This window comes from Ferrimonas balearica DSM 9799 (assembly GCF_000148645.1).
GTDB lineage: Bacteria > Pseudomonadota > Gammaproteobacteria > Enterobacterales > Shewanellaceae > Ferrimonas > Ferrimonas balearica.
Genome location: NC_014541.1, coordinates 945,821 through 971,382 on the forward strand (window position 1 = coordinate 945,821; position 25,562 = coordinate 971,382).

At 58.4% G+C, this 25,562-nt stretch carries 25 protein-coding genes and 1 tRNA gene; 18 read left to right on the forward strand and 8 right to left on the reverse strand.

What is annotated here, in order from left to right; all coding sequences use genetic code 11:
- Positions 1-148 precede the first annotated feature (148 nt).
- Positions 149-225 (forward strand) — tRNA-Arg (locus tag FBAL_RS04470).
- A 299-nt stretch (positions 226-524) separates the two neighbouring features.
- Here the strand turns inward: FBAL_RS04470 and FBAL_RS04475 are convergent.
- A complete protein-coding gene (locus FBAL_RS04475) occupies positions 525-1,508 on the reverse strand; it encodes a hypothetical protein (protein ID WP_013344375.1) in 984 nt (327 codons plus the stop codon).
- 296 nt (positions 1,509-1,804) lie between these two features.
- Between FBAL_RS04475 and FBAL_RS04480 the strand changes: the two genes are divergently transcribed.
- The 3 genes from FBAL_RS04480 to FBAL_RS04490 are packed head-to-tail and all read left to right on the forward strand — an operon-like array spanning position 1,805 to position 4,983.
- The gene (locus tag FBAL_RS04480) at positions 1,805-2,032 is read left to right on the forward strand and encodes an OadG family transporter subunit (RefSeq protein ID WP_013344376.1); all 228 of its coding nucleotides are present in this window, start codon (positions 1,805-1,807) and stop codon (positions 2,030-2,032) included.
- Between the two features lie 17 nt (positions 2,033-2,049).
- Complete coding sequence (oadA, locus tag FBAL_RS04485; RefSeq protein ID WP_013344377.1) at positions 2,050-3,843, forward strand: sodium-extruding oxaloacetate decarboxylase subunit alpha; 1,794 nt, start codon at positions 2,050-2,052, stop codon at positions 3,841-3,843.
- A gap of 9 nt (positions 3,844-3,852) precedes the next feature.
- Entirely contained in the window at positions 3,853-4,983 is a 1,131-nt protein-coding gene (locus FBAL_RS04490) for a sodium ion-translocating decarboxylase subunit beta (protein ID WP_013344378.1), read from the forward strand.
- Positions 4,984-4,990: 7 nt separating this feature from the next.
- On the opposite strand, the gene FBAL_RS04495 is transcribed toward FBAL_RS04490, so the two are convergent.
- Positions 4,991-5,173 (reverse strand): hypothetical protein, encoded by a 183-nt coding sequence (locus FBAL_RS04495; RefSeq protein ID WP_013344379.1) that lies wholly within the window; start codon positions 5,171-5,173, stop codon positions 4,991-4,993.
- 160 nt (positions 5,174-5,333) lie between these two features.
- On the opposite strand from FBAL_RS04495, the gene FBAL_RS04500 reads away from it, so the two are divergent.
- The 6 genes from FBAL_RS04500 to FBAL_RS04525 all read left to right on the forward strand — a co-directional run bounded on the left by FBAL_RS04500 (position 5,334) and on the right by FBAL_RS04525 (position 11,631).
- Positions 5,334-5,723 (forward strand): hypothetical protein, encoded by a 390-nt coding sequence (locus FBAL_RS04500; RefSeq protein WP_013344380.1) that lies wholly within the window; start codon positions 5,334-5,336, stop codon positions 5,721-5,723.
- A gap of 75 nt (positions 5,724-5,798) precedes the next feature.
- On the forward strand, positions 5,799-6,233 hold the full coding sequence (gene nsrR, locus FBAL_RS04505) for a nitric oxide-sensing transcriptional repressor NsrR (RefSeq protein WP_013344381.1): 435 nt from the start codon (positions 5,799-5,801) through the stop codon (positions 6,231-6,233).
- A gap of 4 nt (positions 6,234-6,237) precedes the next feature.
- Entirely contained in the window at positions 6,238-6,678 is a 441-nt protein-coding gene (locus FBAL_RS04510; protein WP_013344382.1) for a YqaA family protein, read from the forward strand.
- A gap of 28 nt (positions 6,679-6,706) precedes the next feature.
- Positions 6,707-9,553 (forward strand): M16 family metallopeptidase, encoded by a 2,847-nt coding sequence (locus FBAL_RS04515; protein WP_013344383.1) that lies wholly within the window; start codon positions 6,707-6,709, stop codon positions 9,551-9,553.
- An 80-nt stretch (positions 9,554-9,633) separates the two neighbouring features.
- The gene (gene gshA / locus FBAL_RS04520) at positions 9,634-11,181 is read left to right on the forward strand and encodes a glutamate--cysteine ligase (protein ID WP_013344384.1); all 1,548 of its coding nucleotides are present in this window, start codon (positions 9,634-9,636) and stop codon (positions 11,179-11,181) included.
- A gap of 24 nt (positions 11,182-11,205) precedes the next feature.
- Positions 11,206-11,631, forward strand: coding sequence for a hypothetical protein (locus FBAL_RS04525; protein ID WP_013344385.1), 426 nt, complete (start codon positions 11,206-11,208; stop codon positions 11,629-11,631).
- Between the two features lie 47 nt (positions 11,632-11,678).
- On the opposite strand, the gene FBAL_RS04530 is transcribed toward FBAL_RS04525, so the two are convergent.
- Positions 11,679-12,296 (reverse strand): LysE family translocator, encoded by a 618-nt coding sequence (locus FBAL_RS04530; RefSeq protein ID WP_013344386.1) that lies wholly within the window; start codon positions 12,294-12,296, stop codon positions 11,679-11,681.
- Positions 12,297-12,526: 230 nt separating this feature from the next.
- Between FBAL_RS04530 and FBAL_RS04535 the strand changes: the two genes are divergently transcribed.
- Positions 12,527-13,153 carry a transglycosylase SLT domain-containing protein gene (locus FBAL_RS04535; protein WP_013344387.1) on the forward strand — a complete coding sequence of 209 codons (627 nt, stop codon included), beginning with the start codon at positions 12,527-12,529 and terminating at the stop codon, positions 13,151-13,153.
- Between the two features lie 46 nt (positions 13,154-13,199).
- A complete protein-coding gene (locus FBAL_RS04540; protein WP_013344388.1) occupies positions 13,200-13,559 on the forward strand; it encodes a hypothetical protein in 360 nt (119 codons plus the stop codon).
- A gap of 62 nt (positions 13,560-13,621) precedes the next feature.
- On the opposite strand, the gene dxs is transcribed toward FBAL_RS04540, so the two are convergent.
- Genes dxs through xseB form a run of 3 tightly spaced genes read right to left on the reverse strand, consistent with a single transcriptional unit; the run spans position 13,622 to position 16,632 of the window.
- Positions 13,622-15,487: a 1-deoxy-D-xylulose-5-phosphate synthase gene (gene dxs, locus FBAL_RS04545; protein ID WP_013344389.1), complete on the reverse strand. Its 1,866-nt coding sequence runs from the start codon at positions 15,485-15,487 to the stop codon at positions 13,622-13,624.
- 24 nt (positions 15,488-15,511) lie between these two features.
- Positions 15,512-16,399 (reverse strand): (2E,6E)-farnesyl diphosphate synthase, encoded by an 888-nt coding sequence (ispA, locus tag FBAL_RS04550; RefSeq protein WP_216086823.1) that lies wholly within the window; start codon positions 16,397-16,399, stop codon positions 15,512-15,514.
- Positions 16,396-16,632: an exodeoxyribonuclease VII small subunit gene (gene xseB, locus FBAL_RS04555; RefSeq protein ID WP_013344391.1), complete on the reverse strand. Its 237-nt coding sequence runs from the start codon at positions 16,630-16,632 to the stop codon at positions 16,396-16,398. Before xseB ends, ispA begins: the two co-directional genes overlap by 4 nt.
- Positions 16,633-16,831: 199 nt before the next feature.
- Between xseB and pomA the strand changes: the two genes are divergently transcribed.
- The 4 genes from pomA (at position 16,832) to aroG (ending at position 21,313) form a co-directional block, all read left to right on the forward strand.
- On the forward strand, positions 16,832-17,596 hold the full coding sequence (gene pomA / locus FBAL_RS04560) for a flagellar motor protein PomA (RefSeq protein ID WP_013344392.1): 765 nt from the start codon (positions 16,832-16,834) through the stop codon (positions 17,594-17,596).
- Positions 17,596-18,540 (forward strand): flagellar motor protein MotB, encoded by a 945-nt coding sequence (locus FBAL_RS04565; protein WP_013344393.1) that lies wholly within the window; start codon positions 17,596-17,598, stop codon positions 18,538-18,540. The genes pomA and FBAL_RS04565 overlap by 1 nt, the downstream gene beginning before the upstream one ends.
- A gap of 123 nt (positions 18,541-18,663) precedes the next feature.
- The gene (gene thiI / locus FBAL_RS04570; RefSeq protein WP_013344394.1) at positions 18,664-20,118 is read left to right on the forward strand and encodes a tRNA uracil 4-sulfurtransferase ThiI; all 1,455 of its coding nucleotides are present in this window, start codon (positions 18,664-18,666) and stop codon (positions 20,116-20,118) included.
- 139 nt (positions 20,119-20,257) lie between these two features.
- The gene (aroG, locus tag FBAL_RS04575; RefSeq protein ID WP_013344395.1) at positions 20,258-21,313 is read left to right on the forward strand and encodes a 3-deoxy-7-phosphoheptulonate synthase AroG; all 1,056 of its coding nucleotides are present in this window, start codon (positions 20,258-20,260) and stop codon (positions 21,311-21,313) included.
- 63 nt (positions 21,314-21,376) lie between these two features.
- On the opposite strand, the gene FBAL_RS04580 is transcribed toward aroG, so the two are convergent.
- Positions 21,377-22,252, reverse strand: a complete 876-nt coding sequence (locus FBAL_RS04580; protein ID WP_013344396.1) for a ketopantoate reductase family protein — start codon at positions 22,250-22,252, stop codon at positions 21,377-21,379.
- Complete coding sequence (locus tag FBAL_RS04585) at positions 22,249-22,617, reverse strand: VanZ family protein (RefSeq protein WP_013344397.1); 369 nt, start codon at positions 22,615-22,617, stop codon at positions 22,249-22,251. Before FBAL_RS04585 ends, FBAL_RS04580 begins: the two co-directional genes overlap by 4 nt.
- A gap of 131 nt (positions 22,618-22,748) precedes the next feature.
- Between FBAL_RS04585 and FBAL_RS04590 the strand changes: the two genes are divergently transcribed.
- Both FBAL_RS04590 and FBAL_RS04595 read left to right on the forward strand, forming a co-directional pair.
- Complete coding sequence (locus FBAL_RS04590) at positions 22,749-23,231, forward strand: YajQ family cyclic di-GMP-binding protein (protein WP_013344398.1); 483 nt, start codon at positions 22,749-22,751, stop codon at positions 23,229-23,231.
- Between the two features lie 552 nt (positions 23,232-23,783).
- Positions 23,784-25,520 (forward strand): methyl-accepting chemotaxis protein, encoded by a 1,737-nt coding sequence (locus FBAL_RS04595; protein WP_171814249.1) that lies wholly within the window; start codon positions 23,784-23,786, stop codon positions 25,518-25,520.
- The last annotated feature ends 42 nt before the right edge of the window (positions 25,521-25,562 follow it).

A 25,562-nucleotide genomic window follows, 5' to 3' on the forward strand; every position in this document is an offset into this window, starting at 1 on the left:
ACTTGAAGGTCGGATTTCCGGCCTTCGCGCGGAGCGCTACGGCGCTCAGGCGGCGCAAGCCAAACTGTTGGCTTGCTCTATCCGCCTTCCCCCTCCCGGACGCGCCATCTTCAACCCCAAGTGGCAGGGGCAAAAGCCACACCGATGCGCGTCCGTAGCTCAGCTGGATAGAGTACCTGGCTACGAACCAGGCGGTCGGAGGTTCGAATCCTCCCGGACGCGCCATCTTCATAGAAAACCCGACCTTTGGTCGGGTTTTTCTTTTTCCCCCTTCCCTCTCTTCTTTATTTCTTCTTAATTAAGACACCCATCTTAAGCCCATCTTAGCTGAGCGCTTTCAATGAGCTCCGTAGCTCAGCTGACCGTCGAATCTCCATCGTCATTCTGATTCAACTCGAGCACAGGCTCCTGTCGCGCTGTCAGTGGGGCCACGTTGTGGGAAAAGGCTGTCCTTAGCCTGGATGGGAGGTGCGCAGAGCTCTGCACCGGCGTGCATGTGGCATTCGATCTCTGAAGGAAGCCTTTTAGGCTGCAAACAATCGTCTGGCGTTACCTGAGCCGCGTATTCGGATAAGACCGGCGTGGCTCTGACTTCGTCGAAGACTGGGCAATGTGCCAACTCGACAGCCGAACTGGTATTCAAAACCCTGGGTTAAGGTCAGCCAGTTTGCCATGGATATGCCTAAGCGTTGGGCGAGTGCAGGCGCTTGTTCTGGGATCCTGCCCGGTTTATCCATGCTCAGAGCGCGCCCGGTATGCTCGACTAACTCTAAATAGTCATTGAGATGGCATGGCAATGCCGCTTCGTTATCGTGCTCACTGGATCTGAATGGTTTTAATGCAAAGGGCTGAAGGCCTTTTAATGCGGCCTTGATGCGCAACCGGATGCTGGTGTGCTCTGACGTTTCGGGTGTTTTGGCGATATCGGCTCGGATGGGGTTGAGGTCCACGTAGGCCATACAGGACAGAAGAGCTTGTTCGTCCAATAGTGCCTGGGATTTAAACCGCCCTTCCCAGAACCGGCCTGTGCATCCATCCTCCCGATTTGCCATCCGGGCGATTGGCTCATTCAGGGCCCGCATAAACCAACTGATGTCCGTGAGTCTTTGTCTGTAGGTCTCGGCTTGCAGTTCGGCCTTAAGGCGCTCCGCTTTGGGCATCGGCTCGCGCTCATCAGTCTGACAGTAGCGTTGCGTCAGCGGCGTTCCACTGAAGAGCGTATACCAGCGCTTAAGCACCGTCATGGTATCCCAATCTTCAGCCTGTTCTGGGTCTACGCACAGCACCACGTGGGTATGGTTACTCATCACCGCATAAGCGCAAACACTGATGGCAAATGTTTTGGCTAAGAAAAGCAGTCGTTTTTCGACCCACAAACGGCGGTGCTCATAGCTCTTGCCCGTGTACAGGTCGGTGCCGCAGAGAAAGCTTCGGCGTACGCAGCGGCTGATGCAGTGGTAATAGCGGGTTTCCTGCAGGCTGACTTGGTTTCGACGAGGCTGTGCCATAAGTGTGCCCTGGGCTGTGTTGAGTTACTCCTTAACCTACCTGCATGAAAAGGCTGCGAGTCATAAGTTCGAGTTAATTGGGATTAAAGGTGGGTGTCTTGGTTGGGAGGGCAGAGGATTTGGTATTGATGTTTGGTCATACCAATTGGGTTAGGTTTCTTTTGGGTCTGTAATTAACTGATTTGACTATGTCGAATTGGTATAACCAAAGTACGAGGTGGGGGCCGGGCTTTGACATGCTTATGCGTTGCGTGTGAATATCGATGCCCTCGTGAGTGATTTGTTATGGAGTGGCAATGGAATCTTTGGCACCTCTACTCAGCCAGGCCGCGCAGTTGATGCTGATGGGCATGGTTCTGGTGTTTGGCTTTCTCGGTAGCCTGGTTGTGGCTTTGAAACTGCTGGCGCGTGCCTATGCACCTGAGCCGGTTGCGCCACAATTGCCGGTAGACAGCGAATCCGTTGACCCCGCCGTAGTCGCGGCCATCAGCGCGGCCATCCACGCCCATCGCCGCGCCCAGTAATCGATAAGGAGATCCCCATGACGGCAACCCCCCTGGCCCTGACTGACGTGGTGCTGCGTGATGCGCACCAATCCCTGCTGGCCACCCGACTGCGTCTGGACGATATGCTGCCAGCCGCTGAACAGCTCGACCGTGTTGGTTATTGGTCCCTGGAAAGTTGGGGCGGCGCCACCTTTGACGCCTGCATCCGCTATTTGGGTGAAGATCCCTGGTACCGCATCCGGGCGCTGAAAGAGGCGATGCCCAATACTCCGCAGCAGATGTTGCTGCGGGGCCAGAACCTGCTGGGTTATCGCCATTATGCCGATGACGTGGTGGAAGCTTTTGTTCAGCGCGCTTATGCCAGTGGTGTTGAAGTGTTTCGCATCTTTGATGCCCTTAACGACACCCGAAACCTGGAAACCGCCATACGGGCAGTGAATGCCGCCGGCGGCCATGCTCAGGGGACACTCTCCTACACGACTTCCCCGGTACACACTCTGGAGAGTTGGGTTGAACTGGCCAAAGAGCAGGCGGCACTGGGCTGCCAGTCCTTGTGTATCAAGGATATGGCGGGGTTGCTGACGCCAACGGCTGCCTTTGAACTCATCACCACCCTGAAGAGTGAGGTGGGCCTGCCCATCGCCATGCAGTGTCACGCCACCACCGGACTCTCGACAGCCACCTACCAGAAAGCGATCGAAGCCGGTATTGATGTTCTCGACACCGCCATCTCCTCAATGAGCATGACCTACGGCCACACCGCGACGGAGACCGTCATGGCCATGGTGGCGGGCACCGACCGCGATACCGGTCTCGACCCGGCCCAGCTGGCACCTATCGCTCAGCACTTCCGTCAGGTGCGGAGTCGCTATGCCGAATTTGAAGGCAGTTTGCGCGGGGTTGATGCCCGCATTCTGACCGCGCAGGTGCCCGGTGGCATGCTCACCAATATGGAGAATCAGCTGAAAGAGCAGGGGGCGCTCGATCGTCTCGATGAGGTGCTGGAGGAGATCCCGCGGGTTCGCGAAGAGCTTGGCTTCCTGCCGCTGGTGACACCGACCTCTCAGATCGTGGGGACTCAGGCGGTGCTCAACATTCTCACCGGTGAGCGCTATAAGAGCATCACTAAGGAGACCCAGGGCGTCTTGCGCGGCGAATATGGCCGTACCCCCGCTCCGGTGGATGCTGAACTGCAGGCCCGGGTGCTGGATGGGCAGGCACCGGTGACCGGCCGCCCGGCCGATGACCTGGCCCCGGAGCTGAACCGTCTGACCGAAACCGTCACCCAGCTGGCCCAGAGTGATGGCTTTACCCTGGCCGACTCCGCCATCGATGACGTGCTGACCTATGCGCTGTTCCCGCAGATTGGTCGCAAGTTCCTGATGAACCGTGGCAATCCCGATGCCTTCGAACCGGCGCCGGGCCAGGCTAAGGCAGCCAAGCCTGTCGCCACTGAAGCACCGGTTCAGCCGGCTTCCCGTGGCCCTGCCACCTATCAGGTGCGGGTCGACGGCCGCAGCTATTCCGTGGAAGTGAGTGAAGGTGGCGAGATTGGCCAGATCCAGCCTCAGCCTGCGGCATCGGCAACGCCCACACAACCGACTCCGGCCCCTGTCGCCAGCGTGGTGAGCGCGCCGCTGGCCGGTAACGTGTTTAAAGTGCTGATTGGCCCCGGCCAGACCGTCGCCGAAGGGGATGTGGTGCTGGTGATGGAAGCGATGAAGATGGAAACCGAGATCCGCGCCAGCAGTGCCGGCCAGGTGCAGCAGCTGCATGTGCGCGAAGGCGATGCCGTGTCTGTCGGTGACCCTCTGGTCAGTCTCAGCTAAGGAGTGAATGTGGAAGGTATCATCGCATTCTGGCAGCAAACCGGGCTGGCCAATCTGACCCTGGGGCAGGGCGTAATGATGGCGGTGGGGGCCGGGTTGTTGTACCTGGCGATCTCACGCCGCTTCGAGCCCCTGCTGCTGTTGCCCATCGGCTTCGGCGCCATTTTGGCGAACATCCCCGGTGGCGGATTCAACGAGCCGGGCGGGCTGCTTTATTACGCTTACCATGTGGGCATTGAGAGCGGCGTGTTTCCGCTGCTGATCTTTTTGGGCGTCGGCGCCATGACCGACTTTGGCGCGCTGATCGCCAACCCCCGGACGCTGTTCCTGGGCGCCGCGGCGCAGTTTGGTATCTTCGCCACCCTGCTGGGAGCCATCGCCCTCAATCTGGTGCCGGGTTTCTCCTTTACGCTGGAGGATGCCGCCGCCATTGCCATTATTGGTGGTGCCGATGGCCCAACCGCCATCTTCCTGGCGTCACGGCTCGCCCCGGACCTGCTGGGCGCCATTGCGGTCGCGGCCTACTCCTACATGGCACTGGTACCGTTGATCCAGCCGCCGATCATGAAGGCGCTGACCACCGAGCAGGAGCGCCGCATCGAGATGGCTCAGCTGCGTGAAGTGAGCCAGCGCGAGAAGATCCTGTTTCCGCTGCTGGTGCTGGGGCTAACCATCCTGGTGCTGCCGCCGGCCACACCATTGGTGGGGATGTTCTGTTTGGGCAACCTGATGAAAGAGGCCGGGGTGGTGGATCGCCTCTCCTCTACCGCCCAGAACGAGCTGATCAACATCGTCACCATCTTTCTGGGCTTGGCGGTGGGCTCCAAGTTGTCGGCGGACAAGTTTCTGACCGTCAACACTCTGGGGATTCTGTTGCTGGGGGCGGTGGCCTTTGCCGTGGGAACCGCTGCAGGGGTGCTGCTGGCTAAGCTGATGTGTCGCTGGAGTGGTGGAAAGATCAATCCGCTTATTGGCGCGGCTGGGGTTTCTGCGGTGCCGATGGCGGCGCGGGTGGTTAACAAGGTCGGGCTGGAAGCCAACCCCCACAATTTCCTGTTGATGCACGCCATGGGGCCCAACGTCGCTGGGGTACTGGGCAGTGCTGTCGCTGCAGGGGTTTTGCTGGCTGTTCTGGGCTAACCCCAGTTCACATATTCTGGGCGTTGGTGATCCACAACAGCAGACTCATCACGCCCAGCAGTCCCCCGGAGAACACCAGGATATAGATAAAACCTTTTTGACCCTGCTTTAGGCTATAGCCGTTGACCTGTAGGTAGACGTACCACAGCAGGCATAGCACCATCGGGATAAGAAACATGCGGGTAATCATCGGCGCTTACCTCTCCCTTTTTTCTCAGCTTATCATTCACCTTGCGTTGTTGTCAGGGAATGTAAAACCCCGGTAAACAACTGTTGTGATGTGAGCGGTGTCACGATTTGCTCATCGGTGAGTCAGTAGCATGGCGCCAATTTGTCTGTTGGAGCCGGCCATGCGCCTCGCTGTATTACTGCTGTTATTGCCTTGTCAGGCTTGGGCGCTGTTTGGATTCAGTCTGCCGGAATGGCTCGATAAAGAGAGCCGCCAACTGGCTCAGGAACTGAACCGAGGCGTTGGCCAGAGTCAGAACCCCAACTTTCTCCGCGCCGAATACCAGGGCGGTGTGATGTCCTTCTATTACAAGGCCTTCAGTGCGGATGCCATGGCCCCATTCGGTGCGGTTGTGGAAGATCAGACCGACGCGGTATTGCGCGGCTACTGTCAAAGTGGCTACTACCGCAAACGCCTTGATGCCGGCCTGGTGTACCGCCACATCTATGAGGGCCCAACGGCGCCGCCCATGCTCACTATCCGGGCCAGCTCCTGTCAGGGGCAGTACTGAGGTTTAAAAGTTGCACGCCAGAGCAATGTTTCAGCACCTCACTTCGGGTAAACTCTTTCACCGGAGGTACTCAACGTGCAATTAACCAGTTTCAGCGATTTCGCCTTTCGCGCCCTGATCTATCTCGGCACCCTGCCCAAAGAGGAGCTGACCAGCATCAGCCGTGTCACCGAAGTGTACGGTGTGTCCCGTAACCACATGGTAAAGGTGATCAACAAATTGGGCCATGCCGGCTTTGTCACCACGGTACGTGGTAAAAAGGGGGGCATCCGCCTGGCCAAGGCACCGGCCGAGATCGGCCTGGGAGACGTCGTGCGCGCGCTTGAGCCACTGAAGCTGGTGGATTGCGGCAGCCCGTTCTGCCACATCGTGCCGGCCTGCCGCCTGAAAGGGGTACTGGAGGAGGCCACCAACGCCTTCCTGGCCGCACTGGACCAGTACACTCTGGCCGATATGCTGAGCAACAACCCGCATCTGGTGACGCTGTTGCAACAGCCGCCCGCCCGCTAAGCCGATGTTCACCAGTCTGACCCTGTGGGGCCTGTTTGCCAGTGCCTTCATCTCGGCGACACTCGCCCCTGGCGGCTCCGAAGCGGTACTGGCCTACCTGGTGAACCAGGGGGAGTGGGCGCTGCTTCTGCTGTTGTTGGTTGCGACCGTCGGAAATACGCTTGGCTCACTGACCAGTTACCTCATTGGTCGGGTGGTGCACAGTCATAAAACCCCAGAACAGTTGTTGTCCGGGCGCGAAAGCCGGGTGCTGGGGTGGGTTGAGCGCCACGGTATCTGGTCACTGCTGCTGGCCTGGCTGCCGGGCATTGGTGACGCGATTCCCCTGCTGGCAGGTTGGTTTCGTTTTCCCATCCTCTTTAGTACTCTGTTGATCTTCACTGGCAAGTTTCTGCGTTATTCAGTTGTCGCCGGGGTAACCCTGGGGGTCCTCGGGACGGCCTGATCGCATCTCACTCATACACGGAGGTTTTATGAAGGGTTGGCAACGGCTGTCAGTCGCAGCCTTGACCGCGGCCATGCTGGTCGCTTGTGCGGGCGACCCCGCGGCGCCGAAGGTGCCCGCAGGCTTTACCCTGGTTGAGCAGGTGGAAGTCGCTCCGGGCGAAGTGCGCATCCCCTACCAGAAGTATCGGATGGACAACGGCCTCACCGTTATCCTCAGCCCCGATGATTCCGACCCGCTGGTGCACGTGGACGTGACCTACCATGTGGGCTCTGCCCGTGAAGAGCTGGGTAAATCCGGTTTTGCCCACTTCTTTGAACACATGATGTTCCAGGGCTCCAAACACGTTGCCGATGAACAGCACTTTCAGCTGATCACCGAAGCCGGTGGCACCCTGAACGGCACCACCAACACCGACCGCACCAACTACTTCGAAACCGTTCCCGACAATCAGCTTGAGAAGATGCTGTGGCTCGAGGCGGATCGCATGGGCTTCCTGCTCGATGCCGTCACCGAAGAAGCGTTCGAAGTGCAGCGTGCCACCGTCAAGAACGAACGTGGCCAGCGCGTGGACAACCGCCCCTATGGTCGCATGGGCGAGCGGGTTGGCCAGGCGATGTACCCGCAGGGTCACCCCTACTCCTGGCCGGTGATTGGTTGGATGGACGATCTGGACCGCGGCAACGTCGAGGACCTGCGTCGATTCTTCCTGCGCTGGTACGGCCCCAACAACGCCACCCTGACCATCGGTGGCAACATCAACGTGGCACAAACCCTGGCCTGGGTAGAGAAGTACTTTGGCCCCATTCCCCGCGGCCCGGAAGTCGAAGACGCCCCCAAGCAGCCCGCCACGCTGACTCAGGACCGCTACATCTCGATGGAGGACAAGGTTCACCTGCCGCTGTTCTACATGAGCTTCCCTACTGTCTATGCCCGTCATCAGGATGAGCCGGCGCTGGACCTGCTGGGCGACATCCTCGGCGGTGGCAAAACCTCCATCTTCTATAAAAACCTGGTGGAGCAGGGCTACGCGGTCCAGGCGGGCGTCAGCCACCCCTGTCGTGAGCTGGCCTGTGAGTTCACCCTGTATGCGCTGGCCAACCCGGCCAAAGAGCTGAAACTGGCCAACATCGAAGCGCTGGTGCGTGACTCCATCGCCGAGTTTGAACAGCGCGGTGTGACCCCGGCCGATCTCGAAAAAGCCAAAGTCCAACACGAAGCCCGTACTCTGTACGGTCTGCAAAGTGTGCGCGGCAAGGTCAGCACCCTGGCCTACAACGAAACCTTCTTTGACAACCCGGACCTGATCGCCGAAGACCTTAAGCGCTACGAAGCGGTTACCGCAGAGGATGTGGTACGGGTGTTCAACACCTACATCAAGGGTCAGCATGCGGTGATCATGAGCGTGGTGCCGGAAGGTCGTACCGAGCTGATCGCGGCTGAGGACACCTTCACTCCGGCACCGCTGGAGCTGAAAGCGGCTCCGCAAACCCTGCAGGCGGTTATGCCGCCGGTGATCGTGGACAACTTCGATCGCAGCCAGATCCCGCCGGCCGGTCCGAACCCTCAGGTGGACGTGCCCACTCTGTGGCGCGCCAAGCTGGACAACGGCGTGCCGGTGATTGGTACCCAGAGTCTGGAAACCCCCACCATTGAGCTGCTGATCGCCCTCGACGGTGGTAACCGTCTGCTGAATGCCGATCAGGCTGGCCTGGCCCAGCTGACCGCATCCATGATGGGGGAATCCACCGAGAACTACAGCACCTCCGAATTTGCTGAGGCACTGGAGCTGTTGGGCTCCCGCATCAGTGTCAGCGCCTCCGGCTACCGCACCTATGTGTCGGTCAGCGCCCTGAGCCGCAACCTTCAGCCCACCATTGAACTGCTGCAGGAGCGCCTGCTGCGCAGCGCCTTTACTGAGGCCGATTTTGCCCGGGTGAAGGAGCAGCACCTGCAGGGCCTGATGCACTCCATGAACGAGCCGGGTTGGCTGGCTTCCACCGCCTGGAGCGATCTGGTGTATGGCGAGGCCAACCCGCAGGGCCACCCGCTGGGCGGCACCGTGGAGAGCGTGAGCGCCCTGACCCTGGCCGACGTTAAGGCCTTCTATCAGAAGCAGTTCCGTGCCGGTAATGCCGAGATGGTGGTCGTGGGTGATCTCAACGAGAGCCAGTTGATGGCCGCCCTGGCCCCGCTGTCCCAGTGGCAGGGTGACAAGTCCCAGTGGCCGGCCATGGCGCCGCTGCCGCAACTGGGCGGTCCGGTGGTTTACCTGCTCGACAAGCCCGGCTCTGCCCAGTCGGTGATTCGCATCGGTAAGCGAACCGTACCGTACGATGCCACCGGCGAGCACTTCCTATCCACCCTGATGAACTACCCGCTGGGTGGCGCATTTAACAGCCGCATCAACCTCAACCTGCGTGAAGACAAGGGCTACACCTACGGTGCCCGCAGTGGTTTTAACGCCGGTCCTGAGCTGGGTCAGTTCCTGGCCAGTGCGGATGTGCGCTCCGACGCAACCGCGGCCTCCGTGGCCGAGTTCATCAAGGAGATCACCCAATACCAGGCCGAGGGAATGACGGCAGAGGAACTGGCCTTTATGCAGTCCTCCATCTCCCAGTCCGAGGCGCTCAAATTTGAGACCCCGGGACAGAAAGCGCGCTTCCTCGACAAGCTGCAGCGTTACAGCCTGAGCGACGATTACGTCAAACAGCAGGGTAAGATCATCGCCGATGCCACCCTGGAACAGCTTAACGCCGTCGCGGCCCGGGAACTGAAACTGGACCAGATGATCATCCTGGTGGTCGGTGACAGAGCGAGCAATGAACCGGCACTACGCGAACTGGGCTATGACGTACGTCTCATTAGCCTGTAAACTAGATGCCATAACCTTCACATTCCACGGCTAAATGGGCGACCTTCGGGTCGCCCGTTTCCCTAACTAAGAGATCGGCATTGAACGCCTTTAATTCAGCTGTCGAGCGGTTAAGCCAGCCCCAATGGCACGATGCCCTGCGTGGCTTCAATCGCGGTATTGAACGGGAAGCCCTGCGCATTGACGCGCAAGGCCACCTGGCCCAGGACCCTCACCCTCAGTCCCTGGGTTCCGCCCTGACTCACCCCTGGATCACCACCGATTTCAGTGAAGCCCTGATGGAGCTGATCACCCCGGTGTACCAGGACCCGGACGCGCTGCTGGCGCACCTTGCGGACACCCACAGTTACGTGCTGCGCCATCTCAATGGCGAGCGCCTGTGGCCGCTGTCGATGCCCTGCTTTATCGATTCCAGTCAGAATATCCCGATTGCCCAGTACGGCAGCTCCCACAGCGGCCGGATGAAGACCCTCTATCGGGTGGGGCTGGAGCACCGCTACGGCGCCATGATGCAGGCCATCGCCGGTTTGCACTTCAACTTCTCTGTGCCGGACACCCTGTGGCGTGCCCTGGGCGTAGATGGCGATGATCAGGGTGAGATCTCTGCCCGCTACTTCTCCCTGCTGCGCTACTACAAGCGCCACGTCTGGGTACTGGCCTACCTGTTCGGGGCGTCTCCCAGCCTGTGTGGCTCGTTCCTGCAGGGCCAGCGTCCCAACCTGCCGTTTGAGGAGCAGGACGGTACTCTGTACCTGCCGTACGCCACCTCGCTGCGGATGAGCGACCTCGGTTACACCAACAAGGCGCAGGACCAGCTCAAAGTCAGCATCAACAGTCTGGGCGAATACGTTCGTGACCTGAAAACCGCCATCAGTATCCCCTCGGAGGAGTACGCCAAAATCGGCGTTAAGGTGGATGGCGAGTACCGTCAGCTTAACGCCAACGTGCTGCAGATTGAGAATGAGCTGTACTCTCCGGTACGTCCCAAGCGCACCACCGGTCCGGGCGAAACCCCGTCCGATGCGTTGGCGCGCGGTGGCGTGGAGTACGTGGAAGTGCGGGCGCTGGATGTGAACCCGTTTGAGCCGCTCGGCATCAGCCGTGATCAGGTGCTGCTGCTGGACCTGTTCCTGCTGGCGGGCTTGATCGAAGTGCAAGCGCCGATGGATGCCCGGGAAGAGGCTGAGCAGAAGGCTAACTTCAGTGAAGTGGTGCTGGATGGACGTCGCCCCGGCAAGACGCTGCAGCGGGATGGGGAAACCATTGCGCTGGCGGATTGGATGAGCGAGCTGATGGCACGCTGGAGTCAATTGGCGGATGTGCTTGATGCGGCCCATGGCGACGGTCGTTATGGTCAGGCCCTGGCGGCCTGGCGCGGGGCGGCCACGGACCCGGAGCAGACCCTGTCAGCCAAGGTGCTGGCGGCCAGTCTGGCGGAAGGGCACGGCCACTGGGCCAGCCGCATGGCCACCGAGCATCGTCAGGCGCTGCTGAATCGCGATTACACTTTGTTGACCGAAGCCCGACTGGATGCGGCTGTGGCGAAGTCCATTGCGGACCAGGCCGAGCGCGAAGCCAGCGATCGCGGTAGCTTTGACGAGTTCCTGGCGGAGTACTTCCGTCAGTAACCCGGTTAACCGGAGGTGCGTAGTATGGTGGATAAGCGTCATTGGAGTGGCTTGATTGCTGCACTGGTGCTGGCTGGTTGTGCCAGCCAGGGCGATGTGGGCGAACCCTGTGGTGAAGTCTCCACCTTCTACCAGCCGCCGGAGACCCAGAACCTTTACAAGGTGGTGGTGACGCGGATTGACGATGACAACGTCATCAGTAAGCCCAACTACCAGCTGGCTCCGGGGACTTACCAGCTTCGTCTGGTTGAGTTGATTGACGATCCGCGCCTGTCGGTATCGCTGCGTAATCGTGGCTACAAGGAGCTGACGCTGACCGTGAAGGCGGGGACTCGTTACCACCTGGCAGCACGCTTTAACACCGATAAGCGCTTTCAGGGGCCCTCCCGGGAGTATTGGGACCCGGTGGTGTGGCGAGAATCCACCACAGAGTGCCGTATGAAACCCTGAAAACAAAAACGCCCCGTCGAGACGGGGCGTTTTTTTATGGGGCGGGCTCAGTACAGCAGCATCATGCCGCCGAGGCTCATAAACACCAGCCCACAGCAGCGGTTAAACCCCTTTTGGGCGCCAGGGTTGGCCAGGTGGTGAGCCAGCGCGCAGCCGCCCAGTGCCACCAGGTTCAGGATCACAAAGTCCACCGCGGTGAAGGTGAGGCTGAGAATCATAAACTGCTCGGTCAGGTTTTCACCGGACTGGATGAACTGGGGAAACAGGGCAGCGAAGAACAGCAGGCCCTTGGGGTTGGCCAGACCGACCATCAGGGTTTCGCGGAACAGCGCGCGACGGCTGCGGCATTGGTGCTGGTAGCCTTCGGCCGCGGGGGTGGCCTTGCGGGCGCGCCAGGCGTTGATGCCAAGCCAGATGAGGTATGCGGCACCGCCGTAGCGCAGCAGGTCGTACAGCATCGGCTGTGCGGTGATCAGAGCGCCAATACCGGTGGCGGAAAGCACCATCAGGATCAGGCCGGCGACGTTGGAGCCCAGTACAGTGAACAGGGCGCGGCCGTGTCCAAATCGGACGCTGGTCGAGAGGGTCATCAGGGTCATTGGGCCGGGGGCTGCCAGCAGCACCACCACGGTGGCCAGATAGACCAAGTACAGCTCTGTGGACATCAGATTGTTTGAGTGGGTTTCAGAAGGCGCGCAATTTAAGCCGTCATGGAGTCGCTGTAAAGGGTTGGCATAAAAAAACGGGAACCCCTGCCAAGGTTCCCGCAAAATTAGGAGGATAATGATGAACACAGTAAATCGGTTCAGTTAATGAGACTGTGGCCCTTTCCTTAAGTTCCACTTACAGGCAAACTTTTTCTCAGAATCTTCAAAAGACCCAGAATAACAATACGATGCAGATCGACTTTTTTCGCCACTTTGTGCTGGCAGCGGTGCTGACTTCGGTCCTGTCCGGCTGTGCCACCCCGCCGCCGCGAGACCCGGAGAACCTGTGTGCGATTTTTGAAGAAAATCGCAGTTGGTACAAAGCGGCCAAAGCCACCCAGGAGAAGTGGGGCGTGCCGGTGCATGTGCCTATGGCCATGATGTATCAGGAGAGCTCGTTCCGGCATAACGCCCGGCCGCCGATGCAGTACTGGCTTGGCTTTATTCCGGTGGGTCGGGCCTCCAGTGCCTATGGTTATGCGCAAGCTAAGACATTGACCTGGGACGATTATGTGCGGGAAAACAACCGCACCTGGGCCAGCCGCAGCAACTTTGCTGACGCCCACGACTTTATGGGTTGGTTTATCTATAAGAGCCATCAGGTCAATGGCGTGTCCAAATGGGACGCCTATGCCCAGTACCTCAATTACCACGAGGGTTGGGGGGGCTACCGTCGTGGCACCTATAACCAGAAACCGTGGCTGATTAACGTGTCACGGAAAGTTGACAGTCGCGCCAGACGCTATGCGGCGCAATACAACCAATGTAAGGAAGATCTCGACCGCAGTTGGCTGTGGCGGTTGTTCTTCGGCTGATTCAGGGCGCCTTCGGGCGCCCTTTTGCGTTCACAGGGAGGCGAAAATGGTCGTGTTCTATCGTGTCGTGACTCGGCAGGCGTGGCAGCGGGCACAAAGGTCGGGCTATCTGTTGCCTTCGGCCGAAGAGCGGCAGGCAGGCTGGGTTCAGGTGAACTGCCCTGAAGATCTGTCGCTGGTGGCCCGTCGTGACTGCCGCCCGGAGCAGCAACCGCTGGCGCTGGAACTTGACCTGGCCGGGCAGGAGGGGCGCTTGCGTTGGCTCGACCCGAGCCCGGCCAGACCCTGGCAGCAGCCAGTGCTGAAGGTGGCACGACTGGAGCTGGCCTGGGTACGGGCGGTGCACCCTTTGATGGCGGAGGCGCGGGGGGCGCGCTATCGGTTGGGCAGCGCTGAACCGGTTTAACCCGCGCCAGTCTCCCCAACAAAAAAGCCCTGCGAGTGCAGGGCTTTTTGCGTTGTCGGGGCTTAGAGGCTGAAGAACGCCTTGGCGCGCTTGATGATGCCCGGGCCGTCGATCTCCAGCTCGGTATGCATCTCCTCCTGGCTGCCCTGCTCGATAAAGCGGTCAGGCAGGCCCAGTTGCAGCACCCGTTTGGCCAGGCCCTGTTGCGCCAGAGACTCCAGCACTGCGGAGCCGGCGCCGCCCATAATGGCGTTCTCTTCCAGAGTGATCAGGTGCTCGTGGCTGTCCGCAATCTGCTTCACCATCTCGTGATCCAGCGGCTTCACAAAGCGCATGTTGACCACGGTAGCGTTGAGCGCCTCAGCGGCCTCCAGGGCATAGGGCAGCATGGTGCCGAAGCTGAAGATCGCCACGCCTTCACCCTGGCGGCGGATCTCCGCCTTGCCCAGCGGCAGTGCCGTCATTTCGGCCACCGGCTCAACGCCCATGCCGTTACCACGGGGGTAGCGAACCGCAGCCGGACCATTGTGCACATGGCCGGTGTAGAGCATCTGGCGACACTCGTTCTCGTCCGCCGGTGCCATCACCACCAGGTTCGGAATGGCGCGCAGGTAGCTCAGGTCAAAGGCGCCCTGGTGGGTCTGGCCATCGGCACCGACCAAGCCGCCACGGTCAATGGCGAACAGCACCGGCAGGTTCATGATGCCTACATCGTGGATCACCTGATCGTAAGCGCGCTGCAGGAAGGTGGAGTAGATCGCCACCACCGGCTTAAGCCCTTCACAGGCAAAACCGGCCCCCAGAGTCACCGCGTGCTGTTCTGCGATGGCCGCATCAAAGTACTGGCCCGGGAAGCGCTGGGAGAACTCCACCATGCCGGAGCCTTCACGCATCGCCGGGGTGATCGCCACCAGCTTATCGTCAGCCTCAGCCATATCGCACAGCCAGTCGCCAAACACCTTGGAGAAGGTCGGTTTGCCGGGCTCGGACTTGGGCAGTTTCCACTCTTCCGGGTTGAATTTGGGGACGCCGTGGTAGCCGATGGGGTCCTCTTCGGCGGGCTGGTAGCCCTTACCCTTCTTGGTCATCACGTGGAGGATCTGCGGGCCCTTGAGGTTGCGCATATTGCGCAGGGTTTCCACCAGTCCTTCCACATCGTGGCCGTCGATGGGGCCGATATAGTTAAAGCCCAGCTCCTCGAACAGGGTGCCCGGTACCACCATGCCCTTGAGGTGTTCCTCGGCGCGGCGGGCCAGCTCCTTGATCGGCGGCATGGCCCCCAACACCTTTTTGCCGCCTTCGCGGATGGTGGTGTAGAGGCTGCCAGACAGCAGGCGGGCCATGTGTTTGTTCAGGGCACCGACGTTTTCGGAGATGGACATCTCGTTGTCATTGATGATGACCAACATGTCCTTGTGGATGTCGCCGGCGTGGTTCAGCGCTTCAAACGCCATACCGCCGGTCAGGGCGCCATCCCCAATCACTGCCACCACTTTGCGACCAGCGGCTTCGCGGTCGGCGGCAATGGCCATGCCCAACGCGGCACTGATGGAGGTGCTGGAGTGGCCAACACTGAAGGTGTCGTATTCGCTCTCTTCACGCCACGGGAACGGGTGCAGGCCATCCTTTTGACGGATGGTGTGCATCTGTTCGGCACGACCGGTGAGGATCTTGTGCGGGTAAGCCTGATGGCCAACGTCCCACACTAACCGGTCAAACGGGGTGTTGTAGACGTAGTGCAGGGCCAGAGTCAGCTCGACGGTGCCCAGACCGGAAGCAAGGTGGCCAGAGGAGCGGCTGACAGAGCGCAGCAGGAAAGTGCGCACTTCGTCGGCCAGTGGGGCCAATTGCTCCTGGGACAGTTGCCGCAGGTGTTCCGGCGTCAATGCCTGTGAGAGGAGCGGGTAGTCAGACAGATCCTGGCTCATTATCCGTATTCGCTTGTTTGTTCGTTACTGGCCGCGCTCGACGATATAGCGAGCGAAAGCCTGAAGATGTTCGGTATTGTACGGCAACTCTGCGAGTGCTGTCAGGGCATCCTGATACAGACTCTGCGCCGCGTCACGAGCGCCGTCCAGTCCGAGTAGGGCGGGGAAGGTGCTCTTGTCCGCCGCCTGGTCAGAACCCTGGGGCTTGCCCAGCTGTTCGGTGTCGGCGGTGATGTCCAGGATGTCGTCCTGAACCTGGAACGCCAAGCCAATGGCCTCGGCATAGCGCAGCAGCGCATCGCGATGCTCGGTGGCCAGGTCGGCCACGCCGTAGCTGCCCATTTCCACGGCAGAGCGGATGAGTGCACCGGTTTTCAGTCGATGCAGCTGCTGCAGGGCGTCCAGCTCGATACGTTTGCCGGTGCTGGCCAGATCGATGGCCTGGCCGCCACACATCCCCTGATAGCCGGAAGCCCGGGCCAGGCTGCGCAGCATGGCGATGCGATTGCCTTCCAGCGCCGCCGGAAGTGGCGCTTCGGCCAGCAGTTCGTAAGCCAGCCCCTGCAGTGCGTCACCAGCCAGAATCGCGGTGGCCTCATCAAAGGCGATGTGCACCGTGGGCTGGCCGCGGCGCAGGTGGTCATCATCCATGGCCGGCAGGTCGTCGTGGATCAACGAGTAGGCGTGGATGCACTCCACTGCCGCCGCCAGGCTGTCCAGATCGTCCTCTTTGGCCCCCAGCATGGTGCCGGTAGCATAAACCAGAAAGGGACGAACCCGCTTGCCACCCAGCAGGGTGCCGTAGCGCATGGCATCGAGCAGGCGCGGATCGGTGACCGGCAGATCATCGAAGATCCGCTCAAGGGCAGCATTAACCCGGGTTTGGTAGTGACTCAAAGCGGTGTGCATCAGGCGTCCTCAGCACCAAAAGGCTGCAACGGTTGGTTGGGATCCTGGCTCAGGATCTGCACCTGCTGCTGAGCCTGTTCCAGCTTTTGCTGGCTGGCACGCACCAGGGCGATGCCCCGCTCAAACTGGGTCAGGGCTTGCTCCAGCGGCACTTCGCCTTGCTCCAGCTGAGCCACGATTGCCTCGAGCTCGGCCAGTGCCGCCTCGAAGGCCATATTTTCCGGTTTTTTCGCCACTGTCTGACTCCCATGGATATCGGGGGCTAAAAGGTACTGTTTTGGCCAGTCTGGATCAATGAAGCAGCGCCCAGCTTCGGGAAATTTCTCTAAACTTGCCAGTGCCGGAACCGATAAGGACAATAGGGCAGCATTTTCAACTTCCTGCGGCCGCCTTAGGCCATTAACCCAATACAGTGGACTGTAGCTAGGAGCATCTGTGGATCTGGCGACTCTCATCGGCCTTATTGGTGCCTTCGCCTTTGTCATCATGGCAATGGTGCAAGGTGGCGACGTGATGATCTTTGTCAATATCGAATCGGTACTGATTGTACTGGCCGGTTCGCTGTTCGTGGTGATGATGAAGTTCAACATGAAACAGTTTTTTGGTGCGGTAAAGATCGCCACCAAGGCGTTCATGTTCAAACTGGACAAACCGGAAGAGCTGATTGACCAAAGCGTGACAATGGCGGACGCCGCCCGCAAAGGGGGCTTTCTGGCCCTGGAGGAGGCGGAGGTCAACAACAGTTTTATGAAGAAAGCGGTCGACCTGCTGGTGGATGGCCATGATGCCGAGGTGGTGCGGGATGCGCTGGCCAAGGACATCGGCCTCACCGCAGAGCGTCACGCCGCCGGCATCGACATCTTCCGCAAACTGGGGGAGGTTGCCCCGGCCATGGGGATGATCGGTACCCTGATTGGCCTGGTGGCCATGCTGAACAACATGGATGACCCCAAAACCATCGGCCCGGCCATGGCAGTGGCGTTGTTGACCACCCTGTACGGGGCCGTTATCGCCAACATGGTCGCACTGCCCATTGCTGACAAACTGGAGCTGCGGATGCAGGAGGAGATGCTGAATCGCCGCTTGATTATGGATGCGGTGCTGGCGATTCAGGATGGCCAGAACCCCCGGGTGATCGAGGGCTTCCTCAAGAATTACCTGAATGAGAAGAAGCGCGCCATCGATACCACGGAGGATTGATGTCGGAATTTGCTCCTAAGCGTAAGCAGGCGGCTGGCGCACCGGCATGGATGGCCACCTTTGCGGACCTGGCCACCCTGCTGATGTGCTTCTTCGTTCTGCTGCTGGCGTTCTCCGAGATGGACGTGCTGAAGTTCAAGCAGATCGCCGGCTCTATGAAGTACGCCTTTGGTGTGCAGAACAAGGTGGAAGTGAAAGACATCCCCCGTGGCACCTCAGTGATCGCCCAGGAGTTTCGTCCGGGCCGTCCTGACCCCACCCCCATCGAAGTGATTCAGCAGCAAACCGTTGAGTTCACCCGCGATATGCTCAACTACCAGCCCGGCGAGTCTGACCAGGCCGGTGGCCAGCAGAACCAGAGTGGCAACAGCCGCGGCGGCACCTCCAGCCAGACCGCCAACCAGCCCAGAGCGGAGCAGAGCAACCAAAGCCAGACCCGCACCAGTGCCTCGGACGCCGATAACGTCAATGAGCTGACCAAGAAGATCGCCCAACAGCTGGAGGACCAGATCCTCGATGGCGCCATTGAGGTGGAATCTTTGGGTCAGCAGATCATCATCCGGATCCGTGAAAAAGGCGCCTTCCCGGCGGGCTCGGCGTTTTTGCAGCCCCGCTTTCGCCCGGTGATCCACGCCGTGGGTAACCTGCTCAAGGATGTGCCCGGCATCATCAGTGTGACCGGCCATACCGACAACACCACCATCGACAACGAGCTTTACCGCTCCAACTGGGAGCTTTCCACCCAGCGGGCCGTATCGGTTGCCCATGAGCTGGTGAAAGTGGAGGGCTTCGACCCGGGCCGGATGGAGCTGCGTGGTGTGGCGGAAAACGAACCGCTGGTCAGTAATGACACCTGGGAAGGGCGGGTGCGCAACCGTCGGGTTGAGATCACCATCAATCAGGGCAAGGCCAAAGAATCGGAAGAGATCCGCGTTCTTCCCTGATCGGGTTCACCTTTACACCCCTGCGGTGTCACTTCTATGCTCGGAAAAGCGTCAGGAGGCTCCCCCGTTGTCACGGCGTGGGGTATAATCCCGCGCTTTTCAATCTTAGGTGTCAGACAGGTCATGAAATTTATCGTCAAGCTGCACTCGGAAGTGATGATCAAGTCCAAGCCGGTGCGCGTGCGCTTCTCCAAAATGTTGGTGTCCAACATTCGCAATATCCTGCGCAAGCTGGATGACGACGCGCGGGTTCGGTTCAACTGGGATCACATCGTTATCAGCAGCCAGAGCGATGAGCCGCAACTGCGTGACCGCTACGTTGAGACCCTTAAGTGTCTGCCGGGCATCAGCCACTTCCTGGAAGTGACCCAGCACAATTTCGAAAGCCTGGACGACATCTACCAGCACACCCAGCGCATCTTTGGCGACCGCCTGGCCGGCAAGACGTTCTGTGTGCGGGTTAAGCGTTCCGGTAAGCACGAGTTCAGCTCTCTGGACGTTGAGCGCTACGTGGGTGGTGGTCTGAATCAGCACTGCCAGAGCAATGGCGTGAAACTGAAAGATCCGGATATGACCATCCATATCCAGATCGAAGAGGACAAGTGCTATCTGGTTGAGCATCGTCACCAGGGCCTGGGCGGTTTCCCCATTGGTACCCAGGAAGACGTGCTGAGCCTGATTTCCGGCGGTTTTGACTCCGGTGTCTCCACCTATCAGGCGATCAAGCGCGGTACCCGTACCCACTACTGCTTCTTCAACCTCGGCGGTGCAGAGCACGAGCGCGGTGTGAAGGAGGTGGCGTACTACCTGTGGAACAAGTTTGGCAGCTCCCACCGAGTGCGCTTTATCAGCGTGCCGTTTGAGCCGGTGGTTGAGGAGATCCTCGAGCGGGTTGATAACGGCCAGATGGGCGTGGTGCTGAAACGCATGATGATGAAAGTGGCTGCTGAAGTCGCGGCCCGTTTCGACATCCCGGCGCTGGTGACCGGTGAAGCGATGGGACAGGTGTCTTCCCAGACCCTGACCAACCTCAACGTGATCGACCGTGCGACCGACACCGTAATTCTGCGTCCGCTGATCACCTGGGATAAGCAGGAGATCGTGGATACTGCGCGGGCCATTGGCACCGCCCCGTTCGCTGAAGTGATGCCCGAATATTGTGGTGTTATCTCTCAGCGCCCCACCGTGAAAGCGGTGCTCTCCAAGGTGGAAGCGGAGGAAGCCAAGTTCTCCGAAGACCTGATTGAGCGCGTGCTGGCGGCCACCAAAGTACAGGACATCCGGGAGTTGGCGATGGCACAACCGACCGAAACCGTTGAGATGGAAACCGTACAGCAGGCCGCTGCCGGTGAGATCATCCTTGATATCCGCGCCCCGGAAGAGGAGGAGCAGAGCCCCCTCGTCGTGGCGGGCAGCGAGGTGATGACCCTGCCGTTCTTCAAATTGGCCAGCCAGTTCGAAAACCTGGATGCCAGCCGAACCTACCTGCTGTATTGCGACCGTGGTGTCATGAGCAAACTGCAGGCGTTGTATCTGAAAGAGCAGGGCTATAACAACATTAAGGTTTATCGTCCCTGAGTCATCGGGTTATCAACGCAAAACGGCGCCTTCGGGCGCCGTTTTTTGTGATGGGAATTTAGCCATGCTGTGATAGGGTACCAAAGTCAGAGCCATCCAGAAGGCCAAGTTTTTTCCCGAGAACCAGCGTGGTAAGCCAATGTATTACAAGAATGACGATGTTCGCATCAACGAAATCAAAGAACTCCTTCCCCCCATCGCCATTCTGGAACGCTTTCCGGCCACGGAAACCGCCTCTGAGACCGTCTTTAATGCGCGTCGCGCCATCCATAAGTTGCTGCAACGGGAAGATGACCGCCTGTTGGTGGTGATTGGCCCCTGCTCCATCCACGACCCGGAAGCGGCGCTGGAATACGGCCGTCGCCTGCGGGTACTGCGCGAACAGTACCAGGACCAGCTTGAGGTGGTGATGCGGGTCTACTTCGAAAAGCCCCGTACCACGGTGGGCTGGAAGGGACTGATCAATGACCCGGGGCTGGACAACAGTTTCCGCCTCAATGATGGCCTGCGTACCGCTCGTAAACTGCTGGTGGACCTGAATGACATGGGCCTGCCCACTGCCGGTGAGTACCTGGATATGATCACCCCCCAGTACGTCGCTGACCTGATGTGCTGGGGCGCGATTGGCGCCCGAACCACGGAATCCCAGGTGCACCGCGAGCTGGCCTCCGGCCTCTCCTGCCCGGTGGGCTTTAAGAACGGCACTGATGGCACCATCCGCATCGCCATCGACGCCATCGCCTCCGCCAGTGCGCCGCACCACTTCCTGTCGGTCACCAAGTATGGCCATTCCGCCATTGTGGCCACCGCCGGTAACCCGGATTGCCACATCATCCTGCGGGGTGGAAAGACGCCCAACTACAGCGCCGAGCATGTGCAGGCCATCAGCACCGAACTGGCCGAAGCCGGATTGCCGCAAAACCTGATGATCGACTTCAGCCACGCCAACAGCGCCAAGCAGTTCAAGCGCCAGTTGGCGGTGTGCGAAGACGTTTGTGGACAGCTGGCCAATGGCGAGCGCGCCATCTTTGGCGCCATGGTGGAAAGCCATCTTGTGGAGGGGCGTCAGGATCTGGCGGCCGGCTGTGAACTCACCTTTGGCCAGAGCGTGACCGACGCCTGCATCGGTTGGGAGGACACCGAGACGCTGCTGGCGCAGCTGGCGGATGCGGTCAGTCGCCGACGTGCCGGTTAAGTCAGCACCCACTAACAGAAAGGCCAGCGAATGCTGGCCTTTTTCGTATCGGGTAGCGGGTGCTTAGCCCTGAAGTTGCTGATACAGCGCCTGATGGCCGGGGCAGGGGAGGCCGTAACGGCGGGCCTGTTGCAACAGGTAGCCGGTGATGGCATCCAACTCAGTGGGGCGCCCGGCCTCAATGTCCTGCAGCATTGAGGAGCGGTTATTGGCGGTGGCACTGGCCACGCTCAGGGCCCGGTCAAGAATGGCTGCCGGAGAGTCGGCATGCCCTGATGCCTGGCCCACGGCCGCCGCCTCATCAGCCAACTGTCGCAGGGTGGCCAGATAGTCGCGGTGTAGCAGGGTGCCATTGGTGACCCTGTCCCGGGCAGTCAGGGGGTTTATCAGCAGGTTGACCGTGAGTTTCTGCCACAGGGCGGTCATGACCTCTGCGTCATACTCAAATCCCAGCTGGGCCAAGGGAGCGGGCATCGCCATTGCCTGAACCGATACGGAGAGCGGCCCGGCCCGCCGCGTGCCCTGGCCCGTATGACGGACGGTATGCGGGTTCAGCGCCAGGGCGCCATCACTCAGGCTTCCCGCCCACCAAGGGCGTTCTGGCCAACGCTCGGCCGCCGCCTGCTGTGGCCCGAGGCCGTTATGCAGTAGCACCACCGGTACCGACTCGGGCAACCAGCTGAGCAGAGGCGCCAAGGCGTTGAGGCAATCCTGGGCTTTGGTCAACACCAGAACCAGGCTGAGGGGAAGGGGAGTATCGCTGGCGACATGGGTCAGGCTACGTCGCTGCTCAGGTCCGTTAAGGGGGTGCAAAGTATGGCTGATCTGGCGGTCCGTGGTGCCGGGGCGGCGCAACAGAGTAACGGACAGATCGGCCGCGGCCAGCTGATGCGCCAGCAGCTGGCCCAACGCACCGGCGCCCAGCACCCCGACGGTCATGACGCCTGCCAGCGTCGCAGCAGCAACAGCAGCAGGTGGAAACTCAGTGCGCCCAGCATATCGGCGATAAGGTCGGCCACATCGGCACTGCGGTAGGGCAACTGTCCCTGCACGATCTCAATGGCCGCCGCGTAGACCAGTAACAGGGTGAGCTGAGTCAATGGGCGCCAGTTGGTGGCCAGCTGCAGCAGAGCGGCCAGCGAGAAGAACGCGCCCAGATGGCCCAGTTTGTCGAAATGGTTGAACGGCTGACCGTATCCGGGCTTGGAAAAGACCAGATAGGAGGTGACCGCAAGCGCCAGCAGCAGGAGCAGCTGGCCGATTCGACGCTGGTCGGTATTGGGTTGAGTAATGATCTGAAGCATGGGGCGATAGTATGCAGCCAAAGTCCGTATGTCATCAATTAACGCCAAAGTCGACGTGTGCCGACAGGGCGCGGGTGCCAGGCAAGCGTTCCTAAGGTAAACTTGCACCACTATTATGGTAGGAGGTTCCAATGCCGTCATTTGACATCGTATCCGAAGTGGATGCGGTAGAGATTAAGAACGCCGTCGATAATTCCGTCCGTGAGCTGGAAACCCGCTTTGATTTTCGCGGCGTTGATGCGAGCTTCAGCTACAAAGACATGGTCGTGACCATGAAGGCTGATGCGGAGTTTCAGATCCAGCAGATGGAGAGCATCCTGCGTGGCAACCTGGCCAAGCGCAATGTGGATGCCGATGCCATGAGCCTGGGCAAGGCGGAGTTTTCCGGCAAAACCGTCTCCCGTCCCGCGACATTCCGCCAGGGCATTGAGCAAGACTTTGCCAAGAAGCTGGTGAAACTGATCAAAGAGTCCAAGCTGAAAGTGCAGGCTTCGATTCAGGGCGACAAGGTTCGGGTAACCGGCAAGAAGCGCGACGACCTGCAGGCGACGATGGCGTTGCTGCGCGGCGAGAACCTGGACCAGCCGGTTCAGTTCAACAACTTCCGTGATTAATTACCGGTAATGCTGACTCAAAAACGGGCTGCCTCAGGGCAGCCCGTTTTGTTTGGTGACATGCCATTGGGGCCAGTTGAGAGGCAGTGATCCGACGCTTGGCATTGATCCTGTTCTCTTATCCATGAGTCATCATCCTGCGGGCGATTTGGGGAGCGTGCAGTGATGAGCTAACGATTACGATACGTTGTTCACCTCTTTAGAGCCGGACTTTGCATAACAGACGAAGTCGGTCGCTGTTTATAAATTAAATGCCGATTAACAGATCATAAAACTAATTAAATTTTATTAATTAGGTAGATTAAGCAAGGGGATTGGTTAAAGCTCACCTAGATTGCCTTTGGCATTAGCTTTGAGGCGCCGCATATGAAGGCTTGTCTTAACCGGGTTTCGTCTAAAGTGCATTAGGTTAACCTTATGAATATTTTTTCAAGTGTGAAATTTAATATATACTTCATTATTTCCTCTGTAATATCCGCAATAATACTGTTTGGGTATGTGGTAAATAGTGCAATACATGAAAATTCAGTTGGAGTGAGTGTGGTCAACTCCATGAACGAAGTTAAAGAGAATGTATATTTAGCCAGAATATATAAGCAGGGCTATATATTGCTTGGCGACCCAGTAATCGCTGATAGATTTGAGGAAAATTACAGGCACGGTGTCGACAAGCTGGCAGAGATTAATGGGGCGCATAAAGAGCATATAAGCGATGCAGAGTTGTTGAAAATTAGGGGGCTGCTGGATGGGTTTCACCAAACATTTGAGTCCTATAATAAATCAAGTGAAGAGCTGGATATTAAAACGAAGGAGTTTTCTTCTGTTTCATTAATGCTTATTGAAACCATTGAGCGCCTGTTGGAGGATGACTCAGGAATTTTCACCGACTTGGAAAGGGATGAAATTTTTGACCTTAAAGACTCGATAGTTAAAGTGGGTGTGTTGATTCCTAATTCACAATGGCTTGATGATTACCAGTTACTTTTCGATGAAAGTGTTTTAAGTAAAATCCCTGAGGATAATAAGAAAGAGATCGAACAAGAGATATCCACACTGAATGAAATTATATCCAGTACGCTAAAAATCAAGTCAAAAATAAAAGACGACCAAAATCGTGGTATCGACTTGGCCATAAAGTCATCTCAAACGCTCAATGATATGACGGACGAGGAAAAGAGACTCCTTGAACAAACCTCGGAACAAACGAAAAACACAATATACATATATCTTATCGGTGTTCTTGCTTTCTGTAGTTTTGCAGCAGTTTATCTCATAAGGAAAATATACAGGCCAATTGGCGGTGAACCTTTAGAAATTGAAAGGATAGTTGAAAGTGTTGCGTCTGGAGATTTATCAATAGATGACGAGAGTCAATATCACGAAGAGCTCACGGGCATCTACTCTTCGGTTATCCGGATGTCCTCCAACCTGAGTTCTGTTGTTAAAAGTATCATCTCATCATCAAATTCAACGGGTGAGCTTGCCAAGCAGGTGCGTGAGAATTCGATGGAAACGAAAGCGGTTTCCAACCTTCAGGCGGAGCAGATTGAGTGTTTGATGGCTTCGATGACTCAGGTGTCTTCAACCGTTGAGGAGATCGCGAGGAATGCCCAGTTGACTGCCAACTCAACCACAGATGCCAGCACCAATGTCAAGGAGGTTGTCGCGTTAACTGAAAGCTCGAATGAGCTCGTTAGTGATCTGGTTTCCCAAGTGGGTATGGCCAAAGTGAGAATGACGGAGTTGCTGGATGAGTCGAATAACATTGCAACAATATTGGACGTCATTAAAAGCATTACCGAACAAACCAATTTGCTCGCACTTAATGCCGCTATTGAAGCGGCCAGGGCGGGCGATGCCGGAAGGGGCTTTGCGGTTGTGGCGGATGAGGTCAGATTGCTGGCGTTGAAAACCCAGGAAAGTACCGAGCAGATTAACGCTTTGATTCTTGCTTTGCAGACGAAAGCCTCCGAAACAAACGAGTTAATAAACAGTACTCAGGATATGGCAACCGGCAGCATCGACGGGGCCAATGCCAGCTTGGTTGCCATGCAAAATATCTCAAACCTGACGGAATCGATCAGTGACATGAACAATCAGGTGGCAACCGCGGCCGAACAGCAGAACGTGGTGGTACAAAGCGTCAATGCCAACTTGCACAAGGTGCAGGAGTTATCGACCAAGGCATTACGATGCTCTGAAACAACCTATGACATTTCAGAGTCACTGGAGGAAAGCTCCAACAGCATGCACGCGTCAGTCAGTCACTTTACCTTGGCCAAGGCGTGATGGCTTTCCGTACTCTGCAGTGACGCCACACTCTCGACAATC